A 24,605-nucleotide genomic window follows, 5' to 3' on the forward strand; every position below is an offset into this window, starting at 1 on the left:
GCGTCATCGGCTGGTGACGTCGCTCCACTGCGCGAGCAGGTCGGCCCGCTCGGCGGCGACGGCGTCCGGGTCGAGGGCGTACGGCGAGTCCGGCCGCTCGGCGTACGACGCCCAGTCGCGGGGAAGGTCGACGTCGTCGCGGACCGGGAAGACGTACATCGACGTCGGCAGCTCGGCCTGGACACGACTGCTGAGCAGCCAGTCGACGACCCGCTCGGCGCCGACGGGGTTCTCGGCGTTCTCGAGCACCCCGGCGTACTCGACCTGCTGGTAGCAGGTGTCCAGCAGCGCCGCGGTGGTCGTCGCGTCGCCGTCCTCGGTGAGCGTGAACGCCGGGGAGGAGTCGTAGGACACGACGATCGGCCGGTCCCCGCCACCGCCGCCCGCGGTGAAGTCGACCTGGTAGGCGTCGGACCAGCCGGGGACGATCTCGACGCCGTTGGCGACGAGGTCCTCCCAGTACGTCGGCCAGTCGTCGCCGTACTCGTCGACGGTGGCCAGCAGGAACGCCAGGCCGGGGCTCGAGGTGGGGGCGCCGGGGACGACGAGCAGGTCGCGGTACGCCGGGTCGGTGAGGTCGTCGAGGCTGGCCGGCGGCTCCTGGTCGCGCTCGGCGAACCACTGCTCGTCGACGTTGACGCAGACGTTGCCCTCGTCGACCGGCGCCAGCCGGTCCGCGCCGTCGGGCAGGACGAACTCGTCGGCGCCCGGCGGCAGCTCGGCGTCGTACGGCGCGAACACGTCCTCCTCGAGCGCGCGGGAGGCGAAGGTGTTGTCGACGCCGAACGCGACGTCCCCGATGGGGTCGTCCTGGGTCAGCACGAGGCGGTTGGTGAGGGACCCGGCGTCGCCGGAGGCGCGCTGGACGAGGTCGATGCCCGACTCGGCCTCGAAGTCGGCGACCAGCCGCTTCGGCAGCGCGTAGGAGTCGTGGGTGACGAGGACGACGCGGCCGGTGCCGTCGCCGCGCTGGGCGTCGGTGACCTCGCCCGGGTCGTCGTCCGCGGCGAGCAGCGTGCAGCCGCTCGCGAGGAGGCCGAGGGTGACGACGGAGGCCGTGGTGGTCAGGAGCGTGCGTGCGCGCACGGGGTGACTCCCTTCGCCGGTGTGAACCGGAGCAGGTTCGGAGGGTCTGCGGCTCGCCCGCACTCTCAGCACGTCACGCGTGCTCCCCTGTCTGGACCTCCAGCCTACGACCCGCCCGTCTCACCGGATCTCGTGGCTCGGTCGCTGCGCGACGCTCGCACCTCGATCACCGGGGGTGCGGACTCCAGCTGGTCGAGCAGCACGCGCGCGCAGCGAGCGCGCGTCGTCGAGACCCCATGACCCGACCGCAGGCCCCTCACCGGATCTCGAGGCTCGGTCGCTGCGCGACGCCCGCACCTCGATCACCGGGGTGCGGGCTCCAGCTGGTCGAGCAGCACGCGAGCGCAGCGAGCGCGCGTCGTCGAGACCCCATGACCCGACCGCAGGCCCCTCACCGGATCTCGAGGCTCGGTCGCTGCGCGACGCTCGCACCTCGATCACCGGGGTGCGGGCTCCAGCTGGTCGAGCAGCACGCGAGCGCAGCGAGCGCGCGTCGTCGAGACCCCGCAGGCCGACCGCCGTCCCCTCACCGGATCTCGAGGCTCGGTCGCCGCGCGACGCTCGCACCTCGATCACCGGCGGTGCGGACTCCAGCTGGTCGAGCAGCACGCGAGCGCAGCGAGCGCGCGTCGTCGAGACCCCGTGACCCGACCGCAGGCCCCTCACCGGATCTCGAGGCTCGGTCGCTGCGCGACGCTCGCACCTCGATCACCGGGGGTGGCTCGGTCGCTGCGCGACGCTCGCACCTCGATCACCGGGGTGGTCGGAGGTCGAGGCGCTCCGAGCCCTGGCGAGGAGCCACGAGACCCCGCGAGCCGGAGCCGACCGCACCTCCATCTCCGGGGGCGGCCGTGGCGGCCCTACAGTGACCCGGTGCCGACCACGCCCAGCCTCCGACACCAGCTGCTGGCGGAGGTGGTGCCGAGGCTCCGCAAGGCCGCCGAGGTCACCGACGAGCCGACCGAGCGGGCGCGGGTGCTGGCCCGCAAGGCGACGAAGCGGCCGGGGCTGCCGACGGTGGCCGTGCCCGGTTTCGCGCGACGGTTCTCCGTGGTCGAGGAGGAGGTCGAGGGCGCGACGACGACGTTCCCGGCGTACTCCTTCAGCCCCCGCGGCCTCGAGCCGGTCCGCACGATCCTCTACCTCCACGGCGGCGGCTACGTGCACGGGATCGACCCGTTCCAGGTCCGGTACGCCGCCCGGCTGGCCGCCGAGCTCGGCGCGCGGGTCGTGATGCCGGCCTACCCGACCACCCCGGAGCACACGTGGCGGGAGTCCCACGAGGCGCTCGTCGCGCTCGCGCAGCGGCTGCTGACCGGACGCGTGCCGGTGGCCCTGGTCGGTGACTCGGCCGGCGGTGGTCTCGCCCTCGCGCTGGCGCAGAGCCTGCGTGACCGCACGCCCGAGTCCGGCAGCGCGTCCCCGGACCGGCTCGTGCTGTTCTCACCCTGGGTCGACCTGACGCTCAGCGCCCCCGACACCGAGGCCGTGGCTGCGACCGACCCCTGGTTGTTCCCCGGCAAGGCGCGGGTGTGGGCGCGCTGGTGGGCCGGGTCGGACGCCGAGCTGTTCCGCAGCGAGGTCAGCCCCGGCCTCGGCGACCTCGACGGGCTGCCGCGCACGCTCATGGTCTGCGGCGGCCGCGACATGCTCGCCCCGGGCTGCCGCGCCCTGGCGGACCGGGCCGTGCACGCCGACTGGGACCTCACCTACGTCGAGCGCCCCGACCTCATCCACGTCTTCGGACTCCTGCCCGGCCTCCCCGAGGCCGGCCAGGCGATGCGGGCCGTCGTCCGCTTCCTCACGGTGCGGCGATGAGCGGCGGGACCGACCTGCCCGGCGGCCTCCCCGGTCGCCTCCCCGGTCGCCTCCGCGTCGACGTCCTCGCCTTCACCGACCTCGACGCGGCCACGGCGTACGCCGTCTGGCGGCTGCGGCAGGACGTGTTCGTCGTCGAGCAGGAGTGCGCGTACGCCGACCTCGACGGCCGCGACGACGAGCCCGGCACCCGCCACGTGCTGCTCCGCGACGGCGAGCCCGGGGCGGACGACCTGCTCGGCTACCTGCGGATCCTCGTCGAGCCCGACGGGGCGCTGCGGATCGGCCGCGTCCTGCTGCGCCGCGACGCCCGCGGTCGCGGCCTGGCGGGCCCCCTGATGACGGCGGCCCTCGACGAGGTGGGCGACCGTCCGTCGCGCCTCGACGCCCAGGCGCCGCTGGCCCGGTTCTACGCCGGCTACGGGTACGACGTCACCGGGCCGGAGTTCGTCGAGGACGGCATCCCGCACGTCCCGATGTCCCGCCCCTGAGCCCCGCCCCGGGGACCCGGCGGGTTCGCGCAAAACCCGGCGGCACCCCGCGTCCCGGTCCGACCATGGACCCGTGACACGTCCCCTCGCGCCCACCCTGCTCGGTCTCGCCCTCGCCGGTGGCCTGCTGGCCACCGTCCCCTCCCCCGCCGTCGCCACAGCCGCCGCGGACGGGCCCGCGCCGACCGTGACCCACCTCGCCGTCCACGCCGAGCAGCTGATCGCCACCGTCGAGGCCGACCCCGGCAGCACCGGCGTCGGCGCGGCTTCCGCCGAGGCCCCGACCGGCCGGGTCGTCTTCACGGTCGACGGCGTCCGCCTCGGCGCCGCCCGCCTGGAGGCGGACCCGGTGCCCGGGGTGGCCCACGCCGTCCTGCCGCGGCGGGTCCGCGCCACGGGGTCCCCGCTCACGATCGATGCGTCGTACGCCGGTGACGCGACCCACGCCTCCTCCCACGAGGCCTACCGGCGCACCGACCCGGTCGTCGAGGCCCGGGTCACCAGCACCGGACCCGTCGGGCCGCACGGCTGGTACCGCACGCCCACCGAGGTCACCTTCGCCTGCACCGACGGCTCCGCGCACGCGGTGTGCCCGGCCGCGGTGTCCAAGCGCGCCACGCAGGCGACGTCCGTCCTGCGGCGCACGGTCCGGGCCGAGGACGGCGGCACGGTCCGCGTCGAGGTCAGCGACCACCGCGTCGACCCGTGGGCGCCGCGACTGGCGGTCTCGCGGGTCGGGGAGGCGCCGTACCCGCGCACGGCCCGGCCGGTGCGCTGCACCGCGACGGACTCCCGCTCCGGCGTGGACGGCCGCTGCACCGTGGCGTACGGCGCGGTGCGACGCACCGACGGCGGTCGGCTCACGCGGTCGTGGGTCGCGACCGCCACCGACCGGGCCGGCAACGAGCGCACCCGCCGCGGGACCCTCTCCGTCCGCCGCTGACCTCTGACCACTGACCACTGACCGCGGGCCCGCGGGGCACGCCTCAGCCGTCGAGCCGGACGGCGAGCACCGCCACGTCGTCCTCGTGCCCGGTCGGCAGCATCGCGGCCAGCAGGTCGTCGACCATCCGGGGCAGGGGCCGGGAGGCGAGCGGCACCACCGCGTCGCAGAGGCGCTCGAGCCCGGCGTCGAGGCTCTCGCCGCGGCGCTCGACCAGGCCGTCGGTGAACAGCAGCAGGGTGCTGCCGGGGCGCAGGTCACGCTGCTGCTCCAACCGACGGCGGCCCTCGCCGCCGAGGCCGAGCATCAGGCCGCTGGCCGGCAGCAGCAGCGGGCTCCCGTCGGGCTCCACCAGCAGCGCCGGCGGGTGGCCGGCCGCGGCCCAGGTCAGCCGGGCACCCCCCTCGGGCCTCGAGCGCAGCCGGCAGACCAGTGCGGTCGCGCCGACGTCGAGCCGGAGCCGGTCGACGGCGAGGTCCACCTCGTCGAGCAGCGCGGCCGGGGAGGCGAAGGCGGTGACGCCGAGCCCGCGGACCATGCTGCGCAGCTGACCCATCGCGGCGGCCGCGGCCACGTCGTGGCCGGCCACGTCGCCGACGACGAGCATCGTGGTCCGCTCGCCGAGCGCGAACGCGTCGTACCAGTCGCCGCCCACGTGGGCCGCGTCGGTCGCGGGCGCGTAGCGGGCCTCGACGGTGGCACCGGGCGGGGTGACCGGCTCGCTCAGCATGCTGCGCTGCAGCTCCTCGGAGGTGCTGCGGTGACGCAGCAGGTCGCGACCGTGACCGAGGACGACGGAGGTGCGGCGACCGATGTCCAGGGCCGCGGCGGTCTCGACCTCCGACAGCGGCGGGCGGCCCCCGCCGCGGGCGAGGGTGATGGTGCCGTCGATGCGGCCCCGGCTCGCGAGGGGCACCACGACGACGGAGGTCGGGGCGAGCGTCGCGAGCGCGTCGTACGCCTCGTCGGAGCGCAGCGTCGCCCGGGCCACGGTGAGGACGTCGTCGGTCACGACGTACGGCGTGTTGGCGTCCAGGGAGGCGAGCGAGCCCGCGGTCTCGGTGCGGCCCAGGAGCCGGTGCCGGGCGAAGACCTCGGTCTCGCCGAGCATCGCGGGGTCGCGGTGCCACCAGCCGACGTCGCGCGGCGCCCCGTGCTCGTCGAGCAGGGTGACGACCGACCAGTCCGCGAGCGCGGGGACGGTCAGCCTCACGAGGCTGCGCACCGCGTCGTCGGGTTCCAGGGAGGCGGTCAGCGAGTCGCTGGCGGACGCGACCAGCGCGACGAGGGCCTCCTCGTGGTCGCGACCGACGGCGTGCAGCGCCTCCTGCGCCTCGTTGCGCTCTGCCTCCGCGGCGCCGCGCTCGAGCTCCGCGGCGACCGCACCCGCGAGGTCGCGGACCAGGTCGACGTCGTGGTCGACCCAGTCGCGGGGCTCCTCGTCGTGCACGCAGACGACGCCGACGGCCCGGCCGGCGGAGTCCACGAGCGGGACGCCGAGGTAGGAGCGCACCGACGGGCCCGAGCCGTCGCCGGCGAGGAGCCGGCGGGTCGCGGGGTCCTCCTCGGCGAGGTCGCGGATCACCAGCGGCCCGCCCCGCGCCGCGACCCGCGCGCAGACGGTGGCGGCGCGGTCCAGCGGTGGCGCGTCGACGAGGTCCGCGGCGAGGCCGTGGCCCCCGACCACGGTGGTGTGGGTGTCGACGAGGGACACGTGGGCCGAGGAGGTCCTGGCCACGTGGGCGGCGAGGGCGGTCAGCCGCGCGAGGACCGGGTTGCCGGTGCCGGCGGGCAGGAGCCGGCGCACCGCGGCGCGGCGCGCCGGGTCGTCGAGGTCGGCGTGGGTCTGCACGGGCGCGGACGACGAGGACGTCGTACGACGCTCCATGTCGGCGCCCCCCGGCCCTCGAGTCCTGCGGGCTCCGCGCCCAGGTCGCCCGTGATGATAAACGGCCCGCGGCTCAGCGTGTGGGGTACGGCGTGAGGAGCTGGTCGGTCGGGGCGAACTCGTCGGTCAGCAGGACGGCGTCGCCGGTCCACCGGTCGAGCTCGTCGCCGGTCGCGACCTCCCACCCGGTGTCCCGCTCCGCGAGGGACTCTGACCAGGCGTCGACGTCGAGCGGGGCGTCGGAGGCCAGGGCGACGAGGTTGCCGCCCTCCTCCCCCGCGAGCGCCGCGGGCGTGGCCGCGAGGGCCACCTCGTCGAACACCGTCCCGAGCGTGCGGACCTCCGCCCGCGCGAAGTCGAGCGAACCGTGGTCGATGAGGTTGGCGACGTACACGCCGTCGTCGGCGAGCGTGCGGCGGACGTCGCTCATCGCCTCGCGGGTGGTGAGGTGCCACGGGACGCTCACCCCGCCGAAGGCGTCGCCGACGACGACGTCGTGGGCGTCCGTGGGCTGCTCGCGCAGGCCGAGCCTCCCGTCCTCGACCCTCACCTCCACGCCCTCGGGGTCGAGGCCGAGCTGCTCGGCGTCGATGCGGACGACGCCGGGGTCGACCTCGGAGACGGTCGAGGTGGTGCCTGGACGGGTGGCGGCGAGGTAGCGCGGCACGCTCAGCGCGCCCGCGCCGAGGTGGTACGCCGACAGCGGCTCCCCGGCCGGCCGGAAGCTGTCGAGCACCGACGCGATGGCCTGCACGTAGGTGAAGTCGAGCGCCTCGGGATCCTCCTCCACCGAGGAGTTCCGCACGCCGTCGAGCACGAGCAGCGTCGCGTCCGGGTTCTCGGGGTCGGTCTGCAGGACGGCGCAGTGGTACGTCGTCTCGACGTCGCAGCCGCCCGGCGCCACGGGCAGCACGAGGCCGCCGGCCACGACGACCAGGGCCGGCACGACCACCCCGCGGGCGCGGTGGGTGCGCCACCCGACCCCCAGGGCGGCGAGGACGAGCAGGACGCCCAGGCCCACCAGGATCGAGCTCACGGGCACGGTGCTGACCAGCACGAACCCCGTCACGACGGTGCCGACGATCGCGCCGGCGGTGCCGATGCCGGAGAGCCGGCCGACGACGGTGCCGGTCTCGGCGAGGCTGCTCAGCCGCAGCTTCGTCACCATCGGCGTCACCGCCGACAGCAGCGCTCCGGGCACGAAGATCGTGGCCGCGGCCGCCGGGAGCAGCAGGGCGCCGTCCCCGGTCGCGCCCGTGGCCCGCACCGCGACGGGGGTGAGGGCGACCACCGCGCCCGAGATCGCCAGCAGCGGCGCCAGGGCGCGCCGCGGGTCGACGGTGTCGGCCGCCCGACCACCGGCCCAGGAGCCCGCCGCGATGGCGGTCAGCGCGATCCCGATGACGATCGTGTTGGTCTCCAGCGTGAGCCCGAGGTACGGCGCCAGCAGGCGCAGCGCGACGAGCTCGACGACGAGGACGGCCGCCGAGGACCCGAAGACGAGGCCGGCCGCGGACCACTCCCCCAGCCCGGCCGTCGGGGCGGTGTCGGCGGGCCCGTCGGCGGTGGGGGTGCTCACCGCCCGATCCTGACACCCGGACCGAATCCTCTGGATTCGTGCAAGGCCCTAGGTGGAGTGGACAACCGTTCGCATACTGGATCAGGCCGCCGCAGAGCGGCGGGCTGGGCCCGCCGGGACCAAGGTCCGCCCCCCGGTCGTGGTCCCGGCGGCAACCCGCACGACGGCGCGCTCAGCCGGCGGCGAGGATCCCCCGCGGGTCGAAGGCGACCCGGATGGCCGTGATGTGGCCGTCCTCGACGTGGGACCAGTTGGCCGTGGGCGCGGGGGCCGCGATCGTCGTGTGCAGGTCGAACCAGGTGATCACGTCCGGCCCGTCGACCAGGCGCCGGTGGACCTCGACCCGGTCGAGGACGGCGCCCATCCCGATCAGCCCGGAGACGCAGGCGTCCGCCCCGACCAGGCTCGCCAGCGGGCCGTCGAAGGTGACGTCCTCGGCGAGCAGCCCGCGCAGGGTCTCGGCGTCGCCCGCCTGCCAGGCGGCGAAGTAGGTCTCGGCGACCTCGGAGGGGGTGCGGTCGGCGGTCATGGTGCTCTCCTCGCTGCTCGGGGTCCCGGTGGACCTGACACCTCGAGTCTGCGCCCGGATGATCCGTCACACCAACAGATGATCCTGCTCCCACCTATCATCAACAGTGATGGAACGGACCCAGCTGCGCTACCTCGTCGCCGTCGCCGACGCCGGCTCGTTCACCGCCGCGGCCGAGCGGCTCCACGTCGCCCAGTCGGGCCTGTCCTCACAGGTGGCGAAGCTGGAGCGCGAGCTCGGGCTGCCCCTCCTCGAGCGCCTGCCGCGCGGGGTGGTGCCCACGACGGCAGGGCTGGGGGTGATCCGCGCCGCGCGCGACGCCCTCGGCGCCCTCGGGGCCGTGGCCGAGGCCGCGGCACGGCACACCGGCCTCCGGACGGGCCGCGTCGACCTGGGGACCGTGCGCGGCGGGGTCACCGCACTCGTGACCGCGCCGCTGTCCTCCCTCCGGGCGGAGCACCCCGGAGTGGCGGTCCGCGTGGTCGAGGGCGACTCGGGGGAGCTCACCGACGCGGTCCGGGCGGGACGCCTCGACCTGGCGCTCGTCGGCTGGTCGGGCCCGGACCCCGAGGGGGTGGCGACGACGACGTTCGTCGAGGAGGGCCTGGCCGTCGTGGTGCCGGCCGACCACCGGCTGGCCGGCGGCCGGGGCCGGGTGGGCCTGCGGAGCCTCCTCGGTGATCCCGTGCTGGCCCTCTCGACCGGGACGGGCGCCCGGGCCGCCCTCGATCGCGCGAGCGCGGCCGCGGGCACGCGGGTGGAGCTGGCCGTGGAGAGCGGCGAGCCCGCGACCCTCGTGGCGCTCGTCCGGCTCGGGCTGGGGGTCGCGGTGATGTCGGTGAGCACGGCGACCGCTCACGCGGGCGGACTCGTCGTCCGCCCCCTCGCGTCGGACGTCACCTCCCGCCTCGGCCTGGTGCACCGCGACCCGCTGTCCCCCGCCGCGGCCGACCTGCGGCGGCGGATGGTCGCGGCCGGAGCCCCTCCGGTCCCGGTGGGCGCTGTGTGAACCTGTGCGCCAGATCTGAGGTCGCTGGCAATGCCGCCCGCTCCCTGGTGCGGGGGCCACCGCGGGTCTCTACTGGACGACAGGACGCGCTTCGAGCGCCCGAGTGGGGCCGGCCCCGCGATCCGAGTCCGTGGTCGCCGGCCCCGTTGCCGGTTCGCCGGCCCGCCACCGACGGGTGGCGGGCCGGCGGCCGGGTCCGTCAGGGGCGCAGCACGGTGATGCCGACGCTGCGGCCCGGGGCGTCGAACGCCATCATCTCGGCCGGCCCGTGGGCCAGCCCCACCTCGCGGGTCACCAGCCGGGTCGGGTCGAGGGAGCCGTCGGCGACGGCCGCGAGGAGCCAGTCGTAGTCGGGCGCGGGCATCCCGTGGCTGCCGAGGACGACGAGCTCGCGCGCGACGACGAGGTCCATCGGCACCGTCGGCGTCGCGTCGTCGCCGAACAGCAGTCCCACCTGCACGTGACGGCCCCGCGGCCGCAGCGACAGCAGCGCGTCGCGCAGGATCGCGGCCGACCCGACGGCGTCGAGGGTGACCGCGGCCCCGCCCCCGGTGAGGTCGCGGACGGCGTCGACCAGGCCCCCGTCGCGGACGTCCTCCGCGGTGGGGTCGAGCGTGACCTCCGCACCGAGCTCGACGGCCAGGTCCCGTGACGCGGGGTCCGGGTCGATCGCCAGCACCCGCGCCCCGAGCGAGTACGCCACCATCACCGACGACAGCCCCACCCCGCCGCAGCCGTGGACGACGACCCAGTCGTCGAGACCGGGGCGGCCCAGGCGGCGGACGGCCCGCGCGGCCGTCGCGAACCGGCAGCCGAGGGCCGCGGCGGCGCTCATCGACACGGAGTCCGGGAGGCGCACGAGGTTGGCCTGCGCGGCGGGCACGGCGACCAGCTCGGCCCACGACCCGTCGCGGGTGAAGCCGGGCTGCTGCTGGTGGGGGCAGACGTGCAGGTGGCCGCGCAGGCACACGTCGCACCGGCCGCAGCCCAGCACGAACGGGACGGTGACCCGGTCCCCCACCGCCCAGCGCGAGACCTCGGGGCCGACCTCGGCCACGGTCCCGGCGTACTCGTGACCCGGGACCATCGGCAGCGGGACCGGGTCGCGGCCGCGCCACGCGTGGTGGTCGCTGCCGCACACGCCGGTGGCCTCGACGCGGACGAGGACGCCGTCGGCCGGGCAGGCCGGCTCGTGGATCTCGCCGAGGCGGGGCCGCTCGCCGTACGTGAAGTAGCGGACCGCGCGCATCACGGGCGCACCTCGATCGGGCCGCCGAGCCGGGCACCGACCCGCGACGCGACGCGGGTCAGCGCGGCGAGGTCCTCGGGGTCCTGGCCGTCCAGGACCAGCTCGCGGACGTGGGCCACGTGGTCCGGGGCGGTCGTGCGGACCAGCGCCAGGCCGTCGTCCGTGAGCACCGCGACGGTGCGGCGCCCCGGGCCGGGCACCCGCTCCCGCCGCACGAGACCCCGGCGCTCGAGCCGTGAGACCACGTGGGAGAGGCGGGACAGCGAGCCTGAGGCCAGGCCGGCGAGGTCGCTCATCCGCAGCGTGCCGTCGTCGGTCTCGGAGAGCATCGCGAGCACCGTGTACTCGAAGAAGGTCAGGCCGGCCCGCTCCCCCAGGTCGGCGTCGAGGGCGGCGGGCAGGCGCATCAGGGTGCCGACCAGCGCGAGCCAGGCCTCGCGCTCCTCGGGGTCGAGCCATCGGGGTGTCGTCACGGACCCATCCTCACTTGAAACGTCAAGCCCGCTCAACTATGGTTGTTGATACCTCAAGTTCACCGATCGGAGACCACCGTGTCCGTCCCCCTCGCCGCGTACGACGCGTTCATCCGCACCGACGCCCCGCGCACCCTCACCCAGCCGGCGTGGACCGAGGCCGACGGCGCCCTCCCCGCGCTCTTCCTCTCCCACGGCGCACCCCCGCTGTACGAGGACGCCCACTGGATCGACCAGCTGTTCTCGTGGTCCACCTCGATGCCGAAGCCGCGGGCCGTCCTCATCGTCAGCGCGCACTGGGAGTCCGCGCCGCTGGCGATCTCCTCGCCCGCCGCGGGCACGCCGCTGGTCTACGACTTCGGGGGCTTCCACCCCCGGTACTTCCAGTTCTCCTACTCGACCCCGGACGCCTCCTGGCTGGCCGAGCAGGTCACCGCGCTGCTGCCGGACACCGAGCCCGTCCACACCACCGGCCGCGGGCTCGACCACGGCGCGTGGGTGCCGCTGTCCGTGATGTACCCGGACGCCGACGTCCCCGTGATCCAGATGAGCATGCCCACCCACGACCCCGCCCGGCTCACCGACATCGGCCGCCGGCTCCGCACGCTGCGCGAGCAGGGCGTCCTCGTCGTCGGCTCGGGCTACGGCACCCACGGCCTGCCGTTCCTCACCCGCGAGATGTGGACCGGCGGGGTGGTCCCGGGCTGGTCGAGCGAGTTCGACGCCTGGACCGCCGAGGCGCTCGCCGACGCCGACTGGGACCGCCTCACCCGGTACGCCGAGGCCCCCGGGATGCCGTACGCCCACCCGACCGTGGAGCACTTCACCCCGATGTTCGTGACCCTCGGCGCCTCGTCGGGCCCCGCGGCGCCGACCACGGTGATCGACGACTACTCGTTCGGGCTGTCGAAGCGGTCCTTCCAGCTCGCCTGAGCGCGGCAGCGTCCCACCGCTGGGAGGATGGGCCATGAGCTCATCGACGCCGGACGCCCCGCCCGACTCGATGCGGGCGGTGGTGACCACCGGCCACGGCGACCTCGACGTCCTCGCGCTCCGACGGGTCCCCGTGCCGGCGCCCGGGCCGGGCGAGGTCCTGCTCCGCGTGCTGGCGGCGGGGTGCAACAACACCGACCTGTGGACCCGCGAGGGCGCGTACGGGACGACGACCCCGGCCGGCTGGAAGGGCGCCGTGGGCTTCCCGCGGATCCAGGGCGGTGACGTCTGCGGCCGGGTCGTCGCCGTCCACCCGGGCGAGCCCGACCACCTCGTCGGCCACCGCGTCCTCGTCGACCCCGCCCTGTACGACGGGCCCGGCCCCGACGCCCTCGTGGACGACGTCCTCGGCAGCGAGCGCGACGGCGGCTTCGCCGAGCACGTCGTCGTCCCCGCCGCGTGCGCCCACGACGTCGACGACTCCCCGCTCACCGACGAGGAGCTCGCCGCCCTCCCGATCGCCTACGGCACCGCCCTCGGGATGCTGGAGCGCGGCGCCGTGGCCGCCGGCCACACGGTGGTCGTCACCGGCGCGTCCGGCGGCGTCGGTCTGGCCGCCGTCCAGCTCGCGCACACCCGCGGCGCACGTGTCGTCGCCGTCTGCTCCGCGTCGAAGGCCGACGAGGTACGACGGGCCGGCGCCGACGTCGTCGTCGACCGGGCCGCGGGACCGGTCGCCACCGGGCTGCGCCGCGCCGCCCCCGACGGCGTCGACGTGGTGGTCGACGTCGTCGCCGGGCCGACCGTCGGCGACGCCCTCGACCAGGTGCGGCCCGGCGGACGCTGGGTCGTCGCCGGCGCCCTCGACGGCTGGCGGGTGAGCCTCGACGTCCGCACGCTCTACCTCGCGAACGTCGCCCTGGTCGGCTCCACGATGCACACCCGGAGGGTCTTCGACCTGCTGGTCGACCTCGCCCGTCGCGGCGGGGTCCGCCCCGTCGTGGCCCGCACCTTCGCGCTCGAGGACCTCGCGGACGCCGAGCGCGAGCTCGGCCGCCGGGTCCACGTGGGGAAGCTGGTCGTGCTGCCCTAGGGGCCGGGCCCCGTCACGGCGTCGGCCCCGACCAGTGCGCGTGGACCACGGCGACCTGCGGGTCCTCGGGCGCCCGCGCACCGCGCACGAGGGCGTCCAGGCCCGGCTCGCCGCGACGAGCGCAGTCGGCGGCGAGGGTGTCGAGCACCCGGCCGACCCCGACCGCCGGGTACGGCAGCTCCAGGTCGCGCACCAGGGCGCCGTACGTCGTGGTGCCGCCCGTGCGGGCCAGCGCGACCAGGTGCGCCCGCACCCGCGGCAGGCAGGCGTGGGCCTTCTCGCTGATCCTCAGGGCGAGGCCGGACGCGGCCGTGACCGTCTCCCCCACCGCGACCACCGGCTCGTCGTCGTTCGTCGTCGTCGTCTCCATGGGACGAGGCTGGCAGTCACGACCGGCACCCGTCGGCGGCCGTGCACAGGCGACCGCCGGACGACACGCTGTGGACGCAGACCGGCTCAGCCCGCGAGCTCGGTGCCCGAGCGGTCCTTCAGGTCGACCCCGGAGCGGCCGAGCTCGTCGGCGCCGACCACGAGCGCGGCGGCCACCCGCGCCGCGCTCTCGTACGTCAGCCCGTCCGGCGGGTGCACGTTGGAGATGCAGTTGCGCTCGGAGTCCGCGCGGCCCGGCCGCGGGTGCATCGTGAGGTAGACCCCGAGGCTGTCGGCCACCGACAGTCCCGGGCGCTCGCCGATCACCACGACGACGAACCGCGCGCCCAGCGCCTCGCCGACGTGGTCGCCCAGCGCGACCCGCGCCTGCGTCGCGAGCACCGGCGGGGCGATCCGGCGGCCGTCGAGAGCCTTCGCGAGTGCCCCGAGCAGTGCGGCCCCGTGGTCGGCCACCGCCCGCGAGGACAGGCCGTCGGCGAGCACGAGTGCGACGTCCGCCCCCTGCTCGCAGCCCGCGAGCGGCTCGAGCGAGGCCGGCTGCCGGCCGAGGTCGGGGCGGCGCAGGTAGTCGCCGCGGGTCTCGGCGCGACTGGTCAGCACGACCGGCTCGCCCAGGCCGAGCTCGGCGACCTGGGCGGAGACGGCCTCGACGTCCAGCGGCTCGTGGACGGCGTCGCGGGCCGCGGCGTGCGCGGTCGCGAACTCCAGCACCCGTCGGGTGGGCAGGGAGTTGCCGGCCCGGCCGAGCCCGATGCGGGCCTGCGTCGTACGACGCAGCGCGGCCCAGGGGTCCGGCGTGCTCACGGCCGGCCCCCCGACGCGATCCCCAGCAGCGGGGACGCCTCCAGGTCGACGGCGAGCACCCGGCCGTCCGCGTCGGCCATCCCGAGCCCCGCGAGCCACGCCTCGAACTCCGGCGCCGGCCGCAGGCCGAGCACCTGGCGGACGTACAGCGCGTCGTGGAACGACAGCGACTGGTAGCCGAGCATCACGTCGTCCGCGCCCGGCACCGCGATCACGAACGCCGCGCCGGCGACGCCGAGCAGCGTCAGCAGGACGTCCATGTCGTCGGAGTCGGCCTCGGCGTGGTTGGTGTAGCAGACGTCGACGCCCATCGGCAGGCCCAGCAGCTTGCCGCAGAAGTGGTCCTCGAGCCCGGCGCGGATGATCTGCTTGCCGTCGTAGAGGTACTCCGGGCCGATGAAGCCGACGACGGTGTTGATGAGCAGCGGCTCGAGCACGCGGGCGAGGCCGTAGGCGCGGGTCTCGAGGGTCTGCTGGTCGACGGGCTTCCCGCCGGTGCCGAGGTGCGCGTCCGCGGACAGCGCCGAGCCCTGGCCGGTCTCGAGGTAGAACACGTTGTCGCCGACGGTCCCCCGCTGCAGCGAGCGGCCGGCCTCGTTCGCCTCGAGCAGCATCGGCACGGTGACGCCGAACCCGCGGTTGGCGGCCTGGGTGCCGGCGATCGACTGGAAGACCAGGTCGACCGGCGCCCCCTGCTCGATCAGGTCGACGGTCGTCGTCACGTGGGACAGCACGCACGACTGCATGGGGATCTCGTAGCGCTGCCGCATGTCGTCGAGCAGGTGCAGGAGGTCCGCGGTGGTGCGCGGCGAGTCGGTGGCCGGGTTGATCCCGATCACCGCGTCCCCGCAGCCCATGAGCAGCCCGTCCAGGGTCGCGGCGGCGATGCCGGCGGCGTCGTCGGTGGGGTGGTTGGGCTGCAGTCGCGTCGCGATGCGGCCGGGCAGGCCGATCGTCGTCCGGAACCCGGCCCGGACCTCGGCGGCGCCCGCGACGAGGACGAGGTCCTGGTTGCGCATGATCTTCGAGACCGCGGCGACCATCTCGGGGGTCAGGCCTGGCGCCAGCGCGGCGTACGTCGACGCGGCGCCGGGGGTGGTCGCGACCTCGAGGAGGTGGTCGCGGAGGTCGCCGACCGTGAGGTGCGCGACGGGCGCGAACGCCTCGGCGTCGTGGCGCTCCAGGATCAGCCGCGTCACCTCGTCGTCCTCGGCGGGCACGACCTGCTCGTCGAGGAACGTCGTCAGCGGCAGGTCCGCCAGGACCCAGGCGGCGGCCGCCCGCTCGGCGTCGCTCTCCGCCGCGCAGCCGGCGAGCTGGTCGCCGGAGCGCAGCGGCGTCGCCCTCGCCATGACCTCGACGAGCCCGTCGAAGGCGTACGTCGTCCCCGCCACGCTCTGCCGTCTGATCGGCATGCTGACCCTCCCCGTCCCTGGCCCTGCTCCCGGCCGGGTCTCACCCCAGCTCGGACTCGGCCGCCGCGAGCGCGGCGAACTCCTCGTCGGGCGAGTTCGCCACCAGGCGGTGACGGCTGTAGAGCCCGAAGTAGAGCAGGAAGGCGGCGAACGTGGCCAGGCACCAGAGGGCGGCGACCGGGTCGACGAGGAAGGTCCCGACCACCGCGAGCACCGCGACGACGAGCGCGAAGCCGGTCGTGACGACGCCCCCGGGGGTGCGGTAGGGCCGCGGCATGTCGGGCTCGCGGAGGCGCAGCACGATGTGGCTGACCATCATCAGCACGTAGCTCAGCGCGGCGCCGAAGACGGCCATGTTGAGCAGCAGCGCCCCCTGGCCGGTCAGGGAGAGCAGGAAGCCGATGACGCCGGGCACGACCAGCGCCAGCACGGGCGCGCGGCGGCGGTTGGTCACCGACAGCGAGGTCGGCAGGTAGCCCGCCCGGGACAGCGCGAAGAGCTGGCGCGAGTAGGCGTAGATGATCGAGAAGAAGCTGGCGACCAGCCCGGCGAGGCCGATGTAGTTGACGACCGTCGCCGCGGTGCCGCCGCCGAGGGCCTCGACCAGCGGGTTGCCGGACGCCGACATCGCCTCGGCGCCGCCCGCGCCGGTCGCGAGCACGAGGGTCAGGGCGCAGGTGGCGAGCAGCACCACCATCGCGGCGATGATGCCGCGCGGGACGTTCTTCTCCGGCGACGCGGTCTCCTCCGCGGCGAGCGGGACGCCCTCGATCGCGAGGAAGAACCAGATCGCGAACGGGATGGCCGCCCAGACGCCGAGGTAGCCGAGCGGCAGGAACTCCGACGCACCGGCGGCGCCGGTGGGGGCGATGTCGAAGAGGTTGGCGGCGTCGAACTCCGCGAGGGCGGCGACGCCGAAGACGACCAGACCGAGCAGCGCCACCGAGGTGACGACGAACATCACCTTGAGCGCCTCGCCGACCCCGGCGAGGTGGACGCCGATGAACAGCAGGTACGCCGCGGCGTACACCCACCAGCCGTCGGTGATGCCGAAGAGCCCGAGCGACTCGACGTACGCGCCGATGAAGGTCGCGATGGCGGCGGGGGCGATCGCGTACTCGATGAGGATCGCGGTGCCCGTCGCGAACCCGCCCCACGGCCCGAGCGCGCGACGCGCGAACGTGTAGCCGCCGCCCGCGGCGGGCAGCGCGGACGACAGCTCCGCCATGCCGAGGACCAGCGCCAGGTACATCCCCGCGACGATCACCACCGCGATGAGCAGGCCGCCGAAGCCGCCCTCGGCGAGACCGAAGTTCCAGCCGGAGTAGTCACCGGAGATGACGTAGCTGACGCCGAGGCCCGCGAGCAGGATCCACCCCGCGGTGCCGGACTTGAGCTTCCGCTTCTCGAGGTAGTCGTCACCGGCGACGGTTCCGCCGGCGCCGGTCGGTGTCGGGGCCGACACGGGCTTCGGCTGCTGGTCGACCATGGTGTGCCTCCTGGGCTCGACCCGAGAGTGGGGGTGGTGCCTGACGCTAGACCTCTCGTGTTGCGCGCGCATTGCGTCGCGCGGTCGATCTCGGTGCGGGTGCGGCGGACCTCAGCCCAGCGGGTCCGCGGACCCGAGGCGCCAGACGGCGACGCCGTGCATCCCGAGCTCGGTGGCGAGGGCGACGCGAGCGTCGTACGAGCGGCGGTCGGACCACCAGATCTCCGTGCCGTTGCTGAGCTTCGCCGTCCACTCCTGGGCGTTGCCGTTCCACCGCGCGCGGGCGCCGTCCTTCGCCACCATGCGGCGGGCCTGCGCCACCGAGACGCTGCGGCCCGTGCCCTTCCTCGGCCAGGTGTAGCCGTAGCCCGCGATGCCGAGGTCCAGCTTCTGGATCGGCACGTAGCGCGAGGCCACGTCGACGGCGGTCCGCTGCCAGCGGACGGGGCCGATGGGGCCGGGGTCGGACCACGTCGGGCCGGAGTAGTCGTAGGTCATGAGGACGACGACGTCGACGAACCGGCCGAGGGCGGCGAGGTCGTACCCGTTGTCGGTGTAGCCCTTCGGTGAGCTCGACGCGGAGACGTCGATGGACAGCCTCCCGGCGCTACCGAGCGCGTCGTTCAGCGCGCTGGCCAGCGCGACGAGCCCCGCGGCGTCGTCCTTCCTCACCAGCTCGAGATCGATGTTGACGCCGCCCCAGCCACTCTCGGACGCGAGCCCGGCGACCTGCTGGGCGACCGCGGTGATCTTGTCGGGGTCCGACAGCAGGCGGTGGGCGGCCCGCGGGTCGAAGCCCTCGAGGTCGTTGCTGTAGTTGCTGAGCAGGAGCTCGGTGTCGAGGCCGAGGCCGGCGGCGCGCGAGCGCACCCGCTCCATGTCCGCGGCCGGCGGGTCGACGGCCGCGCCCGAGGGTCGCAGCCCGACCGCCGCGACGGTGACGGTGTCGAGCGCGTCGGCGTCGCGCGCGAGAACGGCTCCGGGGAGGCTCCCGACCGCGAAGCCGGTGACGACCGGCGGGGCTCCCCCTGCGCCGCTGCCGGCGGTGGTCGGGGCCGCGGCCGAGGCCGCCAGCACGGGTGAGGCGGCGAGGGCGACGGCAGCGGCGAGGGCGACCAGGCGGCGGCCGGAGGCGGGGAAGGTCAGCACCCGAGGACGGTAAGCCCGGACCGGCCCGATCCCCGCTGTGGATCGCGGACCGGTCCAGACCGGTCGCTCGCGGGACTAGCCGACCGGGCCCGGGTGTTCCACCGGCGTGCACACGTACGACGCCGTCGTGATCGGGGCCGGCCAGGCCGGGCTCTCGACGTCGTACCACCTGCGCCGGCTGGGTCTGGACCACGTCGTCCTCGACGCCGACGAGGCGCCCGGCGGCGCGTGGCAGCACCGGTGGGACTCCCTGACGATGCACGACGTCCACGGCGTCGCGGCCCTGCCGGGCACGGACCCGCCGGAGGGCCCGGGCCGCGCCAACGCCGTGGTGCCGTCGTACTTCGCGGACTACGAGCGGCGCTTCGCCCTGCCGGTCGTGCGGCCGGTCGCGGTCGACGCCGTCACCTCGGTCGGCGACCTGCTCGAGACCCGGGCCGGGACGACGACCTGGCGCTCGGCCGCCCTGGTCAACGCCACCGGGACCTGGACGCGGCCGTTCGTGCCGTCGTACCCGGGGATCGCGGACTTCCGCGGCCGCCAGCTGCACACGAGCGACTACACCGGTCCCGGGGCGATGACCGGCCGCCGGGTGGTGGTCGTGGGCGGCGGGGCCTCGGCGGTCCAGCTGCTCGGCGAGATCGCCCCCGTGGCCGCCGCGACGCTGTGGGTGACCCGACGCCCGCCGGTCTGGCGCGGCGACGAGTTCGACGCCGAGGCCGGGCGGGCGGCGGTGGCGCTCGTCGAGGAGCGGGTACGGCGGGGGCTCCCCCCGGCCAGCGTCGTCAGCGTCACGGGCCTCGCCCTGCGCGAGCAGGAGCGGGAGGCCGAGCGGCTCGGCGCCTACCGGCGCCGTCCGGTGTTCGACCGCGTCACCCCGGACGGGGTCGCGTGGGACGGCACGGGCGCTCGCTGGGACGCCGACGTGATCCTCTGGGCGACCGGGTTCCGGCCCGCGGTGGCGCACCTGGCGCCGCTCGGGCTGCGCTCGCCGAAGGGCGGTATCCGCCTCGACGGCACGACTGCCGTCGCGGACCCCCGGGTGCAGCTCGTGGGCTACGGCCCCTCGGCCAGCACCATCGGTGCCAACCGCGCGGGCCGGCTCGCGGCGGTCTCCGTGCGGGACCACCTGCTCACAGGCGTGCGTGACGCCGTGCGTCCAGCCTGAGCACCAGGGCCGCGAGGGTGGCCGCCACGAGCGACGCCGCCAGCACGGCGAGCTTCGCCGCGTCGGTGACGGCCGGGTCGGCGAACGACAGGTCCGTGATGAGGAGCGAGACGGTGAACCCGATCGCGGCGAGCAGGGCGACGGGGAGCAGGTCGCGCACCGACAGCCCGTCGTCGAGGCGCAGGCCCGGCAGCCGGACGGCGACCGCGGCGCCGCCCAGGATGCCGAGCAGCTTGCCCCCGAGCAGGCCGGCGGCGATCGCCAGCGTCAGGGGGTCGGTCACGGCCGAGCGGACGTCGCTGACCACGACGCCGGCGGAGAAGAAGGCGAAGACCGGGAGCGCCAGGGCGCCCGACAGCGGCCGGTTGAGGCCCTCCAGCCGGTGCACGCGCGAGGTGGCCTCGCCGGCGCGGGGCGTGGCGGGGACCGCCAGGCCGAGGAGGACGCCCGCGATGGTCGCGTGCACGCCGGACTCGTGCATCAGGACCCAGGCCACCACCGAGAGGGGCAGCAGCAGGGCGGTGCGGGCCACCCGGGCGCGGGCCGCCCAGGCGAACAGACCGACGGTCGCGAGCGACAGCGCGAGCCATCCGAAGGCAAGATCCTCGGTGTAGAAGACCGCGATGATCGTCACCGCGAGCAGGTCGTCGACGACCGCGAGGGTGAGCAGGAAGAGCCGGAGGGCGCCCGGCAGCCCGCGGCCGAACACGGCGAGGACGGCGAGCGCGAAGGCGATGTCGGTGGCCGTCGGGATGGCCCACCCGGACAGCAGGTCGCGCTCGCCGACGGCGAGGACGACCGCGACGTACGCCAGGGCGGGCAGCGCCATGCCGCCGATCGCGGCGATCACCGGGACGGCCGCGGCCCGGGGGTCGCGGAGGGAGCCGACGCGCAGCTCGTGCTTGAGCTCGAGCCCGACGACGAAGAAGAAGATCGCCAGCGCGCCGTCCGCGGCCCAGGTCGAGAGGCTCAGGTCGAGGTTGAGCGCCGCCGGGCCGACGACCGTGCCGGCGAGCGCGACGTACGCCTCGCCCCAGGGGGAGTTGGCCCAGACCAGCGCGGCCACGGCGGCGCCGATCAGCAGCAGGCCCCCGGTGGTCTCCCGGGAGAGCGCCGCCAGCAGCGACGCACGTCGGCTCGAGCGGCCAGGGCGGCTGTCGTGCCGGTGGCGGGGGCTCTGGCGCTCGGGGGTGGAGCGGGCGTGGATGTCTGCAGTCACGAGGAACCTCGTCTGTCCGGAGAAGGCGGGGACGTGGGCGCGCTGCGCCACGTCGCCGACCAGACTTCCCGGCACTCCAGGTTGAATTTTAACGGACCGGGACCCTCCCTGTCACAACCCGGACGTCGCCCACCCGGACGTGGGCGATCTCGCGAAAGCCCTCGTGTGCACCCTGCAATCACCTAGGGTGCCGGGCATGGCTCCCGCTCGCACCGAGGCCCAGCGCCACGACGTCACCGCGGACTGGTGGCTGGACCTGGTGCTGGCCGTCCTGCTGCTGGGCGCCAGCCTGAGCTGGTCGACGCACCTCCTCTCCAGGCCGTCGCCCCTCGACCTCGGGCTCTGCCTGGCGTTCCTGCTCGCCGGTGCGGTGTTCGCCTGCCAGGCCACGGTCTCGTTGACCGAGCGCGCCCGGCACTGACCCCTCGGGGGCCCGGGGTCCGGGGCTACCCTGCGGACGACCCGACCCGCTGCTGCCAGGAGACGCCGTGCCGACCTACCACTGCACCTCCGAGCGCGGCACGATCCCGCCGGAGGCGAGGGCCGCGGTCGCCGCGGCCATCACCGAGATCCACCACGAGGTCGCCCGCGCCCCGCGCTACTTCGTGCAGGTGGTCTTCACCGACCTCGAGCCCGGCTCGATCTACCTCGCCGGCCACCCCGTCGAGGCCGGGCACGTGTGAATCCGCGCCGACATCCGCGCCGGGCGCTCCGACGACCAGAAGCAGGAGATGCTGCGCCGCCTCACCACCGAGGTCGGCGGGATCCTGGGCGTCGCACCGGAGAGCGTGTGGGTCTACCTCAGCGACATCCCGGGGCCCAGCGTCGCGGAGTACGGCCGCTCCCTCCCCGAGCCGGGGCAGGAGGACGCCTGGTTCGCCTCGCTGCCCGCCGAGCTCCAGGAGCGGCTGGCGCCGATCCGCTGAGCGGCGCGCTCGCGTCGTCCCAGGGGCCTCACGCGCCTCAGGTTTCACGGGTTGGCTGGTGAAACTCCGACTGGGCCGACGAAGTTTCGTCCTCCCGAACGGGGTTTCGTACGCCCGGCGCTGCTCGGTGCCGCCCGGCCAGGGCGCCGGTCGCCCCGAGCCCGGCGCCGCACGGCGCGTCGTACCAACCGCCCCACACGCCCCACCGACCTCAGGTTTCGCCAGCCGGCTGGTGAAACCCCGACCGGGCTGACGAAGCTTCGTCAGCCAGGACGGAACATCGTCAGCCCGGTCCGGCCGGACGCTGCCGGTTGAGGGCCGGCTCGGGGCCGGCTCAGGGCCGGCTCAGGGCTGGACGAGGATGCGGACGGGGCTGCCCTCGCGGTCCTTGAGGATGCGGATGCCCTCGGCGACGTCCTCGAGGGGCACGATCCCGCTGATCGAGCGGGACAGGTCGAGGCGGCCGGTGGAGACCAGCCGGGCGAGGACGCCGACGTCGGCGACGTCGTACCCGAGGTGGCCGCGGACCTGCTTGCGGCTGAGGTTGAACAGCATGCTCATGCCCAGGCCGAGGTCCTCGCCGCTCATGCCGACGCCGACGAGGCGGCCGCCGTTGCCCAGCGAGGCCAGGGCCTGCTCGAAGGTCACCGCGATGCCCACGGCGTCGAAGGCCGCGTCGAGGCCGACGCCGCCGGTGATCTCGAGGATCTTCGCGGCGAGGTCGGGGTCGCGGGAGTCGAGCGCGAGGTCGGCGCCGAGGTCGAGGGCCCGCTGACGGACGGTCTCGTCGAGGTCGACCGCCACGATGGGCGTGGCGCCCATGAGCCGGGCGAGCTGGACGACGTGGGTGCCGACGCCGCCGGCGCCCCAGACCCCGACGGACTCCCCCACCCGCAGGTCCGCGGTGTGCACCACGGCGCCGTACGGCGTGGAGACGGCGTCGGCGAGGATCGCGGCCTGCTCCATCGAGACGTTGTCGGGGATGCGGGTCAGGCCGGGGGCCTGGGCGACCGTGTACTGCGCCCACGCGCCGTCGTAGGCGAAGGCCATGAGCTGCAGCGCGGTGCAGCGGCCGTACTCGGCGCGCTGGCAGAAGACGCACTGCTGGCACGGGCGACCGGCGGCGGGGACCACCCGGTCGCCGACGGACCAGCCGACGACGCCCTCGCCGAGCGCGGCGATCGTGCCGGACGCCTCGTGGCCCTGCGTGATCACCTGCGGCCCCATCGCGGGGAAGGTGCCGTCGAGCAGCGACAGGTCGGAGTGGCAGATGCCGCAGAACGCGACCTCGATCAGCACCTCGCCCGGACCCGGGCTCGGGACGGGCACGTCGGTCACCTCGAAGGTGAGGGTCGCGGTGTCGAGGCGCTGGGCGCGCATGGTGGTCGGGATGGTGTCGGGGAGCGTCATCAGACGGCCACCTTCTCGTCGTCGGCGTGGCGGGAGCCCGGCGCGGCCGGCAGGTCGGCGTACGCCGTGGTGCGCAGGTCGCGGCGCAGGTTCGCGCGCATCGTGGTGAGGGAGTCGAGGACGTAGTTCTGCCGCACCCGCCACGGGCCCGAGTCGCCCTGGCGCGGGAACGCGTCGATGGAGCGCTGGACGTACCCGGCGGCGAGGTCGAGCAGCGGGCGCTCGGCGAGGTCGCGGTCGGGCGCCGGCTCGACGGCGGCGACGTCGTGGCGGCCCATCCAGGACAGGACCTTGCACACGAGGCGGTGCGAGAGGTCGGCGCGCAGCGTCCAGGAGGCGTTGGTGTAGCCGATGCACACCGCGAAGTTCGGGACGCCGGTCATCATCGCGCCCTGCCACACGAACTGCTCCGACAGCGGCACCCGCTCGCCGTTCACGTGCGGCTCGATGCCGCCGAACGCGAGGAGCTGCAGCCCGGTCGCGGTGACCACGACGTCGGCCTCCAGCACGCGGCCCGAGCTGAGCCGGACGCCGGTGGGCACGAAGGAGTCGATCGTGTCGGTGACCACCTCGGCGTCCCCGGCCTTGATGGCCTTGAACAGGTCCGCGCTCGGCACGGCGCACAGCCGCTGGTCCCACGGGTCGTACGACGGGGTGAAGTGGTCGGCGACCATCTTCTCGTCGCCGAGGATCTTCGTCGTCATCGACAGCAGGAGCTTCCGCGCCTGGCCCGGGTAGCGGCGGCAGAACTGGTAGAACGCCGTCCCGAACGCGATGTTCTTCGTCCGGACCAGCCGGTGCGCCAGGTCGGCCGGGAGGTGCTCGCGCAGCCAGTCGGCCTTCGTGTCGCGGCTCGGCACCGCGCTGATCCAGGTGGGGCTGCGCTGCAGCATCGTGACGTGCTCGGCCCGGCCCACGCCGGTGGTCTCGTCGTCGGCGACCATCGACGGCACCAGGGTCACCGCGGTCGCGCCGGAGCCGATCACCACGACCCGCTTCCCCGCGTAGTCCAGGTCGTCGGGCCAGAACTGCGGGTGGACCACGGTGCCGGCGAAGTCGTCGAGACCCGGCAGCGCGGGGGTGTAGGTCTCGTCGTAGTCGTAGTAGCCCGCGCAGGAGTACAGGAACCCGCAGGTCATCTCCACCTCGGCGCCGTCGCGCTCGAGCGTCAGGTGCCAGCGGGCCTCGGCGGTGACGAAGTCCGCGGCCACGACCTTCGTCCCGTAGCGGATGTGCTCGTCGATCCCGAACTCCGCCGCCGTCTGGCGGATGTAGCGCAGGATCGTCGGCCCGTCGGCGATCGACTTCGGCTCACGCCACGGCTTGAACTCGTAGCCGAGGGTGAACATGTCGGAGTCCGACCGGATCCCGGGGTAGCTGAACAGGTCCCAGGTCCCGCCCATGGCCTCGCGGGACTCGAGGATCAGGTAGTCACGGTCGGCGACCTCGGTCTGCAGCCGGTAGCCGGCCCCGATGCCGGACAACCCGGCGCCGACCACGACCACGTCGACGTGCTCCGGCAGGGGCGTACGCGTCTCGCTCAT

At 75.1% G+C, this 24,605-nt stretch carries 24 protein-coding genes and 1 riboswitch; of the genes, 10 read left to right on the forward strand and 14 right to left on the reverse strand.

Annotated elements, in window-relative coordinates:
- Positions 1-3: 3 nt before the first annotated feature.
- Positions 4-1,086, reverse strand: a complete 1,083-nt coding sequence (locus tag Q0858_RS16210) for a thiamine ABC transporter substrate-binding protein (RefSeq protein WP_299056567.1) — start codon at positions 1,084-1,086, stop codon at positions 4-6.
- Positions 1,078-1,185, reverse strand: a riboswitch (TPP riboswitch). Its footprint overlaps the gene before it by 9 nt.
- Before the next feature lie 774 nt (positions 1,186-1,959).
- Between Q0858_RS16210 and Q0858_RS16215 the strand changes: the two genes are divergently transcribed.
- From Q0858_RS16215 to Q0858_RS16225, 3 genes are all read left to right on the forward strand, one after another.
- Positions 1,960-2,904 (forward strand): alpha/beta hydrolase, encoded by a 945-nt coding sequence (locus tag Q0858_RS16215; protein ID WP_299056570.1) that lies wholly within the window; start codon positions 1,960-1,962, stop codon positions 2,902-2,904.
- Positions 2,901-3,395, forward strand: coding sequence for a GNAT family N-acetyltransferase (locus tag Q0858_RS16220; protein ID WP_299056573.1), 495 nt, complete (start codon positions 2,901-2,903; stop codon positions 3,393-3,395). Before Q0858_RS16215 ends, Q0858_RS16220 begins: the two co-directional genes overlap by 4 nt.
- Before the next feature lie 73 nt (positions 3,396-3,468).
- Positions 3,469-4,338, forward strand: a complete 870-nt coding sequence (locus tag Q0858_RS16225; RefSeq protein WP_299056577.1) for a hypothetical protein — start codon at positions 3,469-3,471, stop codon at positions 4,336-4,338.
- Positions 4,339-4,381: 43 nt separating this feature from the next.
- Here the strand turns inward: Q0858_RS16225 and Q0858_RS16230 are convergent, their stop codons facing one another.
- The 3 genes from Q0858_RS16230 to Q0858_RS16240 all read right to left on the reverse strand — a co-directional run bounded on the left by Q0858_RS16230 (position 4,382) and on the right by Q0858_RS16240 (position 8,334).
- Positions 4,382-6,226 carry a GAF domain-containing SpoIIE family protein phosphatase gene (locus Q0858_RS16230; RefSeq protein ID WP_299056580.1) on the reverse strand — a complete coding sequence of 615 codons (1,845 nt, stop codon included), beginning with the start codon at positions 6,224-6,226 and terminating at the stop codon, positions 4,382-4,384.
- Positions 6,227-6,299: 73 nt separating this feature from the next.
- Entirely contained in the window at positions 6,300-7,805 is a 1,506-nt protein-coding gene (locus Q0858_RS16235) for a fused MFS/spermidine synthase (protein WP_299056582.1), read from the reverse strand.
- A 172-nt stretch (positions 7,806-7,977) separates the two neighbouring features.
- The gene (locus Q0858_RS16240; RefSeq protein ID WP_299056585.1) at positions 7,978-8,334 is read right to left on the reverse strand and encodes a nuclear transport factor 2 family protein; all 357 of its coding nucleotides are present in this window, start codon (positions 8,332-8,334) and stop codon (positions 7,978-7,980) included.
- A gap of 109 nt (positions 8,335-8,443) precedes the next feature.
- Between Q0858_RS16240 and Q0858_RS16245 the strand changes: the two genes are divergently transcribed.
- Positions 8,444-9,343: a LysR family transcriptional regulator gene (locus Q0858_RS16245; protein WP_299056587.1), complete on the forward strand. Its 900-nt coding sequence runs from the start codon at positions 8,444-8,446 to the stop codon at positions 9,341-9,343.
- Positions 9,344-9,542: 199 nt separating this feature from the next.
- Here Q0858_RS16245 and Q0858_RS16250 read toward each other — a convergent pair whose 3' ends face one another.
- Positions 9,543-10,592: an alcohol dehydrogenase catalytic domain-containing protein gene (locus Q0858_RS16250; RefSeq protein ID WP_299056590.1), complete on the reverse strand. Its 1,050-nt coding sequence runs from the start codon at positions 10,590-10,592 to the stop codon at positions 9,543-9,545.
- The gene (locus Q0858_RS16255; protein WP_299056593.1) at positions 10,592-11,065 is read right to left on the reverse strand and encodes a MarR family transcriptional regulator; all 474 of its coding nucleotides are present in this window, start codon (positions 11,063-11,065) and stop codon (positions 10,592-10,594) included. Before Q0858_RS16255 ends, Q0858_RS16250 begins: the two co-directional genes overlap by 1 nt.
- A gap of 78 nt (positions 11,066-11,143) precedes the next feature.
- On the opposite strand from Q0858_RS16255, the gene Q0858_RS16260 reads away from it, so the two are divergent.
- Both Q0858_RS16260 and Q0858_RS16265 read left to right on the forward strand, forming a co-directional pair.
- Positions 11,144-11,998 (forward strand): class III extradiol ring-cleavage dioxygenase, encoded by an 855-nt coding sequence (locus Q0858_RS16260; protein ID WP_299056596.1) that lies wholly within the window; start codon positions 11,144-11,146, stop codon positions 11,996-11,998.
- Between the two features lie 34 nt (positions 11,999-12,032).
- Positions 12,033-13,091 carry a zinc-binding dehydrogenase gene (locus Q0858_RS16265; RefSeq protein WP_299056598.1) on the forward strand — a complete coding sequence of 353 codons (1,059 nt, stop codon included), beginning with the start codon at positions 12,033-12,035 and terminating at the stop codon, positions 13,089-13,091.
- A 13-nt stretch (positions 13,092-13,104) separates the two neighbouring features.
- Here Q0858_RS16265 and Q0858_RS16270 read toward each other — a convergent pair whose 3' ends face one another.
- From Q0858_RS16270 to Q0858_RS16290, 5 genes are all read right to left on the reverse strand, one after another.
- The gene (locus Q0858_RS16270; protein ID WP_299056600.1) at positions 13,105-13,461 is read right to left on the reverse strand and encodes a hypothetical protein; all 357 of its coding nucleotides are present in this window, start codon (positions 13,459-13,461) and stop codon (positions 13,105-13,107) included.
- A gap of 86 nt (positions 13,462-13,547) precedes the next feature.
- A complete protein-coding gene (eutC, locus tag Q0858_RS16275; RefSeq protein ID WP_299056602.1) occupies positions 13,548-14,285 on the reverse strand; it encodes an ethanolamine ammonia-lyase subunit EutC in 738 nt (245 codons plus the stop codon).
- A complete protein-coding gene (locus tag Q0858_RS16280; RefSeq protein ID WP_299056604.1) occupies positions 14,282-15,700 on the reverse strand; it encodes an ethanolamine ammonia-lyase subunit EutB in 1,419 nt (472 codons plus the stop codon). Before Q0858_RS16280 ends, eutC begins: the two co-directional genes overlap by 4 nt.
- 40 nt (positions 15,701-15,740) lie before the next feature.
- Positions 15,741-17,189 carry an ethanolamine permease gene (eat, locus tag Q0858_RS16285; RefSeq protein WP_299056606.1) on the reverse strand — a complete coding sequence of 483 codons (1,449 nt, stop codon included), beginning with the start codon at positions 17,187-17,189 and terminating at the stop codon, positions 15,741-15,743.
- Positions 17,190-17,300: 111 nt separating this feature from the next.
- Positions 17,301-18,338 carry a glycosyl hydrolase family 18 protein gene (locus Q0858_RS16290; protein WP_299056608.1) on the reverse strand — a complete coding sequence of 346 codons (1,038 nt, stop codon included), beginning with the start codon at positions 18,336-18,338 and terminating at the stop codon, positions 17,301-17,303.
- 106 nt (positions 18,339-18,444) lie between these two features.
- On the opposite strand from Q0858_RS16290, the gene Q0858_RS16295 reads away from it, so the two are divergent.
- Entirely contained in the window at positions 18,445-19,506 is a 1,062-nt protein-coding gene (locus tag Q0858_RS16295) for an FAD-dependent oxidoreductase (RefSeq protein WP_299056610.1), read from the forward strand.
- Here Q0858_RS16295 and nhaA read toward each other — a convergent pair.
- Positions 19,472-20,725, reverse strand: a complete 1,254-nt coding sequence (nhaA, locus tag Q0858_RS16300) for a Na+/H+ antiporter NhaA (protein ID WP_299056612.1) — start codon at positions 20,723-20,725, stop codon at positions 19,472-19,474. The two genes, Q0858_RS16295 and nhaA, sit on opposite strands and share 35 nt — an antisense overlap.
- 196 nt (positions 20,726-20,921) lie before the next feature.
- Between nhaA and Q0858_RS16305 the strand changes: the two genes are divergently transcribed.
- The 3 genes from Q0858_RS16305 (at position 20,922) to Q0858_RS16315 (ending at position 21,651) form a co-directional block, all read left to right on the forward strand.
- Positions 20,922-21,146: a hypothetical protein gene (locus Q0858_RS16305; RefSeq protein ID WP_299056615.1), complete on the forward strand. Its 225-nt coding sequence runs from the start codon at positions 20,922-20,924 to the stop codon at positions 21,144-21,146.
- A gap of 67 nt (positions 21,147-21,213) precedes the next feature.
- Complete coding sequence (locus Q0858_RS16310; RefSeq protein ID WP_299056618.1) at positions 21,214-21,408, forward strand: tautomerase family protein; 195 nt, start codon at positions 21,214-21,216, stop codon at positions 21,406-21,408.
- Between the two features lie 12 nt (positions 21,409-21,420).
- On the forward strand, positions 21,421-21,651 hold the full coding sequence (locus Q0858_RS16315; RefSeq protein ID WP_299057042.1) for a tautomerase family protein: 231 nt from the start codon (positions 21,421-21,423) through the stop codon (positions 21,649-21,651).
- A gap of 345 nt (positions 21,652-21,996) precedes the next feature.
- Here the strand turns inward: Q0858_RS16315 and Q0858_RS16320 are convergent, their stop codons facing one another.
- The gene (locus Q0858_RS16320) at positions 21,997-23,031 is read right to left on the reverse strand and encodes a zinc-binding dehydrogenase (protein WP_366916020.1); all 1,035 of its coding nucleotides are present in this window, start codon (positions 23,029-23,031) and stop codon (positions 21,997-21,999) included.
- Between the two features lie 29 nt (positions 23,032-23,060).
- Positions 23,061-24,605, reverse strand: coding sequence for an NAD(P)/FAD-dependent oxidoreductase (locus tag Q0858_RS16325; protein WP_299056622.1), 1,545 nt, complete (start codon positions 24,603-24,605; stop codon positions 23,061-23,063).

It is taken from the genome of uncultured Nocardioides sp. (genome assembly GCF_947489365.1).
GTDB lineage: Bacteria > Actinomycetota > Actinomycetes > Propionibacteriales > Nocardioidaceae > Nocardioides.

Coding starts and splice junctions, on each gene's coding strand:
- Q0858_RS16280 (WP_299056604.1), bottom strand. CDS start 15,700: ATGCCGATCAGACGGCAGAGCGTGGCGGGGACGACGTACGCCTTCGAC.
- Q0858_RS16245 (WP_299056587.1), top strand. CDS start 8,444: ATGGAACGGACCCAGCTGCGCTACCTCGTCGCCGTCGCCGACGCCGGC.
- Q0858_RS16220 (WP_299056573.1), top strand. CDS start 2,901: ATGAGCGGCGGGACCGACCTGCCCGGCGGCCTCCCCGGTCGCCTCCCC.
- Q0858_RS16270 (WP_299056600.1), bottom strand. CDS start 13,461: ATGGAGACGACGACGACGAACGACGACGAGCCGGTGGTCGCGGTGGGG.
- Q0858_RS16325 (WP_299056622.1), bottom strand. CDS start 24,605: ATGAGCGAGACGCGTACGCCCCTGCCGGAGCACGTCGACGTGGTCGTG.
- eat (WP_299056606.1), bottom strand. CDS start 17,189: ATGGTCGACCAGCAGCCGAAGCCCGTGTCGGCCCCGACACCGACCGGC.
- Q0858_RS16320 (WP_366916020.1), bottom strand. CDS start 23,031: ATGCGCGCCCAGCGCCTCGACACCGCGACCCTCACCTTCGAGGTGACC.
- Q0858_RS16305 (WP_299056615.1), top strand. CDS start 20,922: ATGGCTCCCGCTCGCACCGAGGCCCAGCGCCACGACGTCACCGCGGAC.
- Q0858_RS16265 (WP_299056598.1), top strand. CDS start 12,033: ATGAGCTCATCGACGCCGGACGCCCCGCCCGACTCGATGCGGGCGGTG.
- Q0858_RS16230 (WP_299056580.1), bottom strand. CDS start 6,226: ATGGAGCGTCGTACGACGTCCTCGTCGTCCGCGCCCGTGCAGACCCAC.
- Q0858_RS16250 (WP_299056590.1), bottom strand. CDS start 10,592: ATGCGCGCGGTCCGCTACTTCACGTACGGCGAGCGGCCCCGCCTCGGC.
- Q0858_RS16240 (WP_299056585.1), bottom strand. CDS start 8,334: ATGACCGCCGACCGCACCCCCTCCGAGGTCGCCGAGACCTACTTCGCC.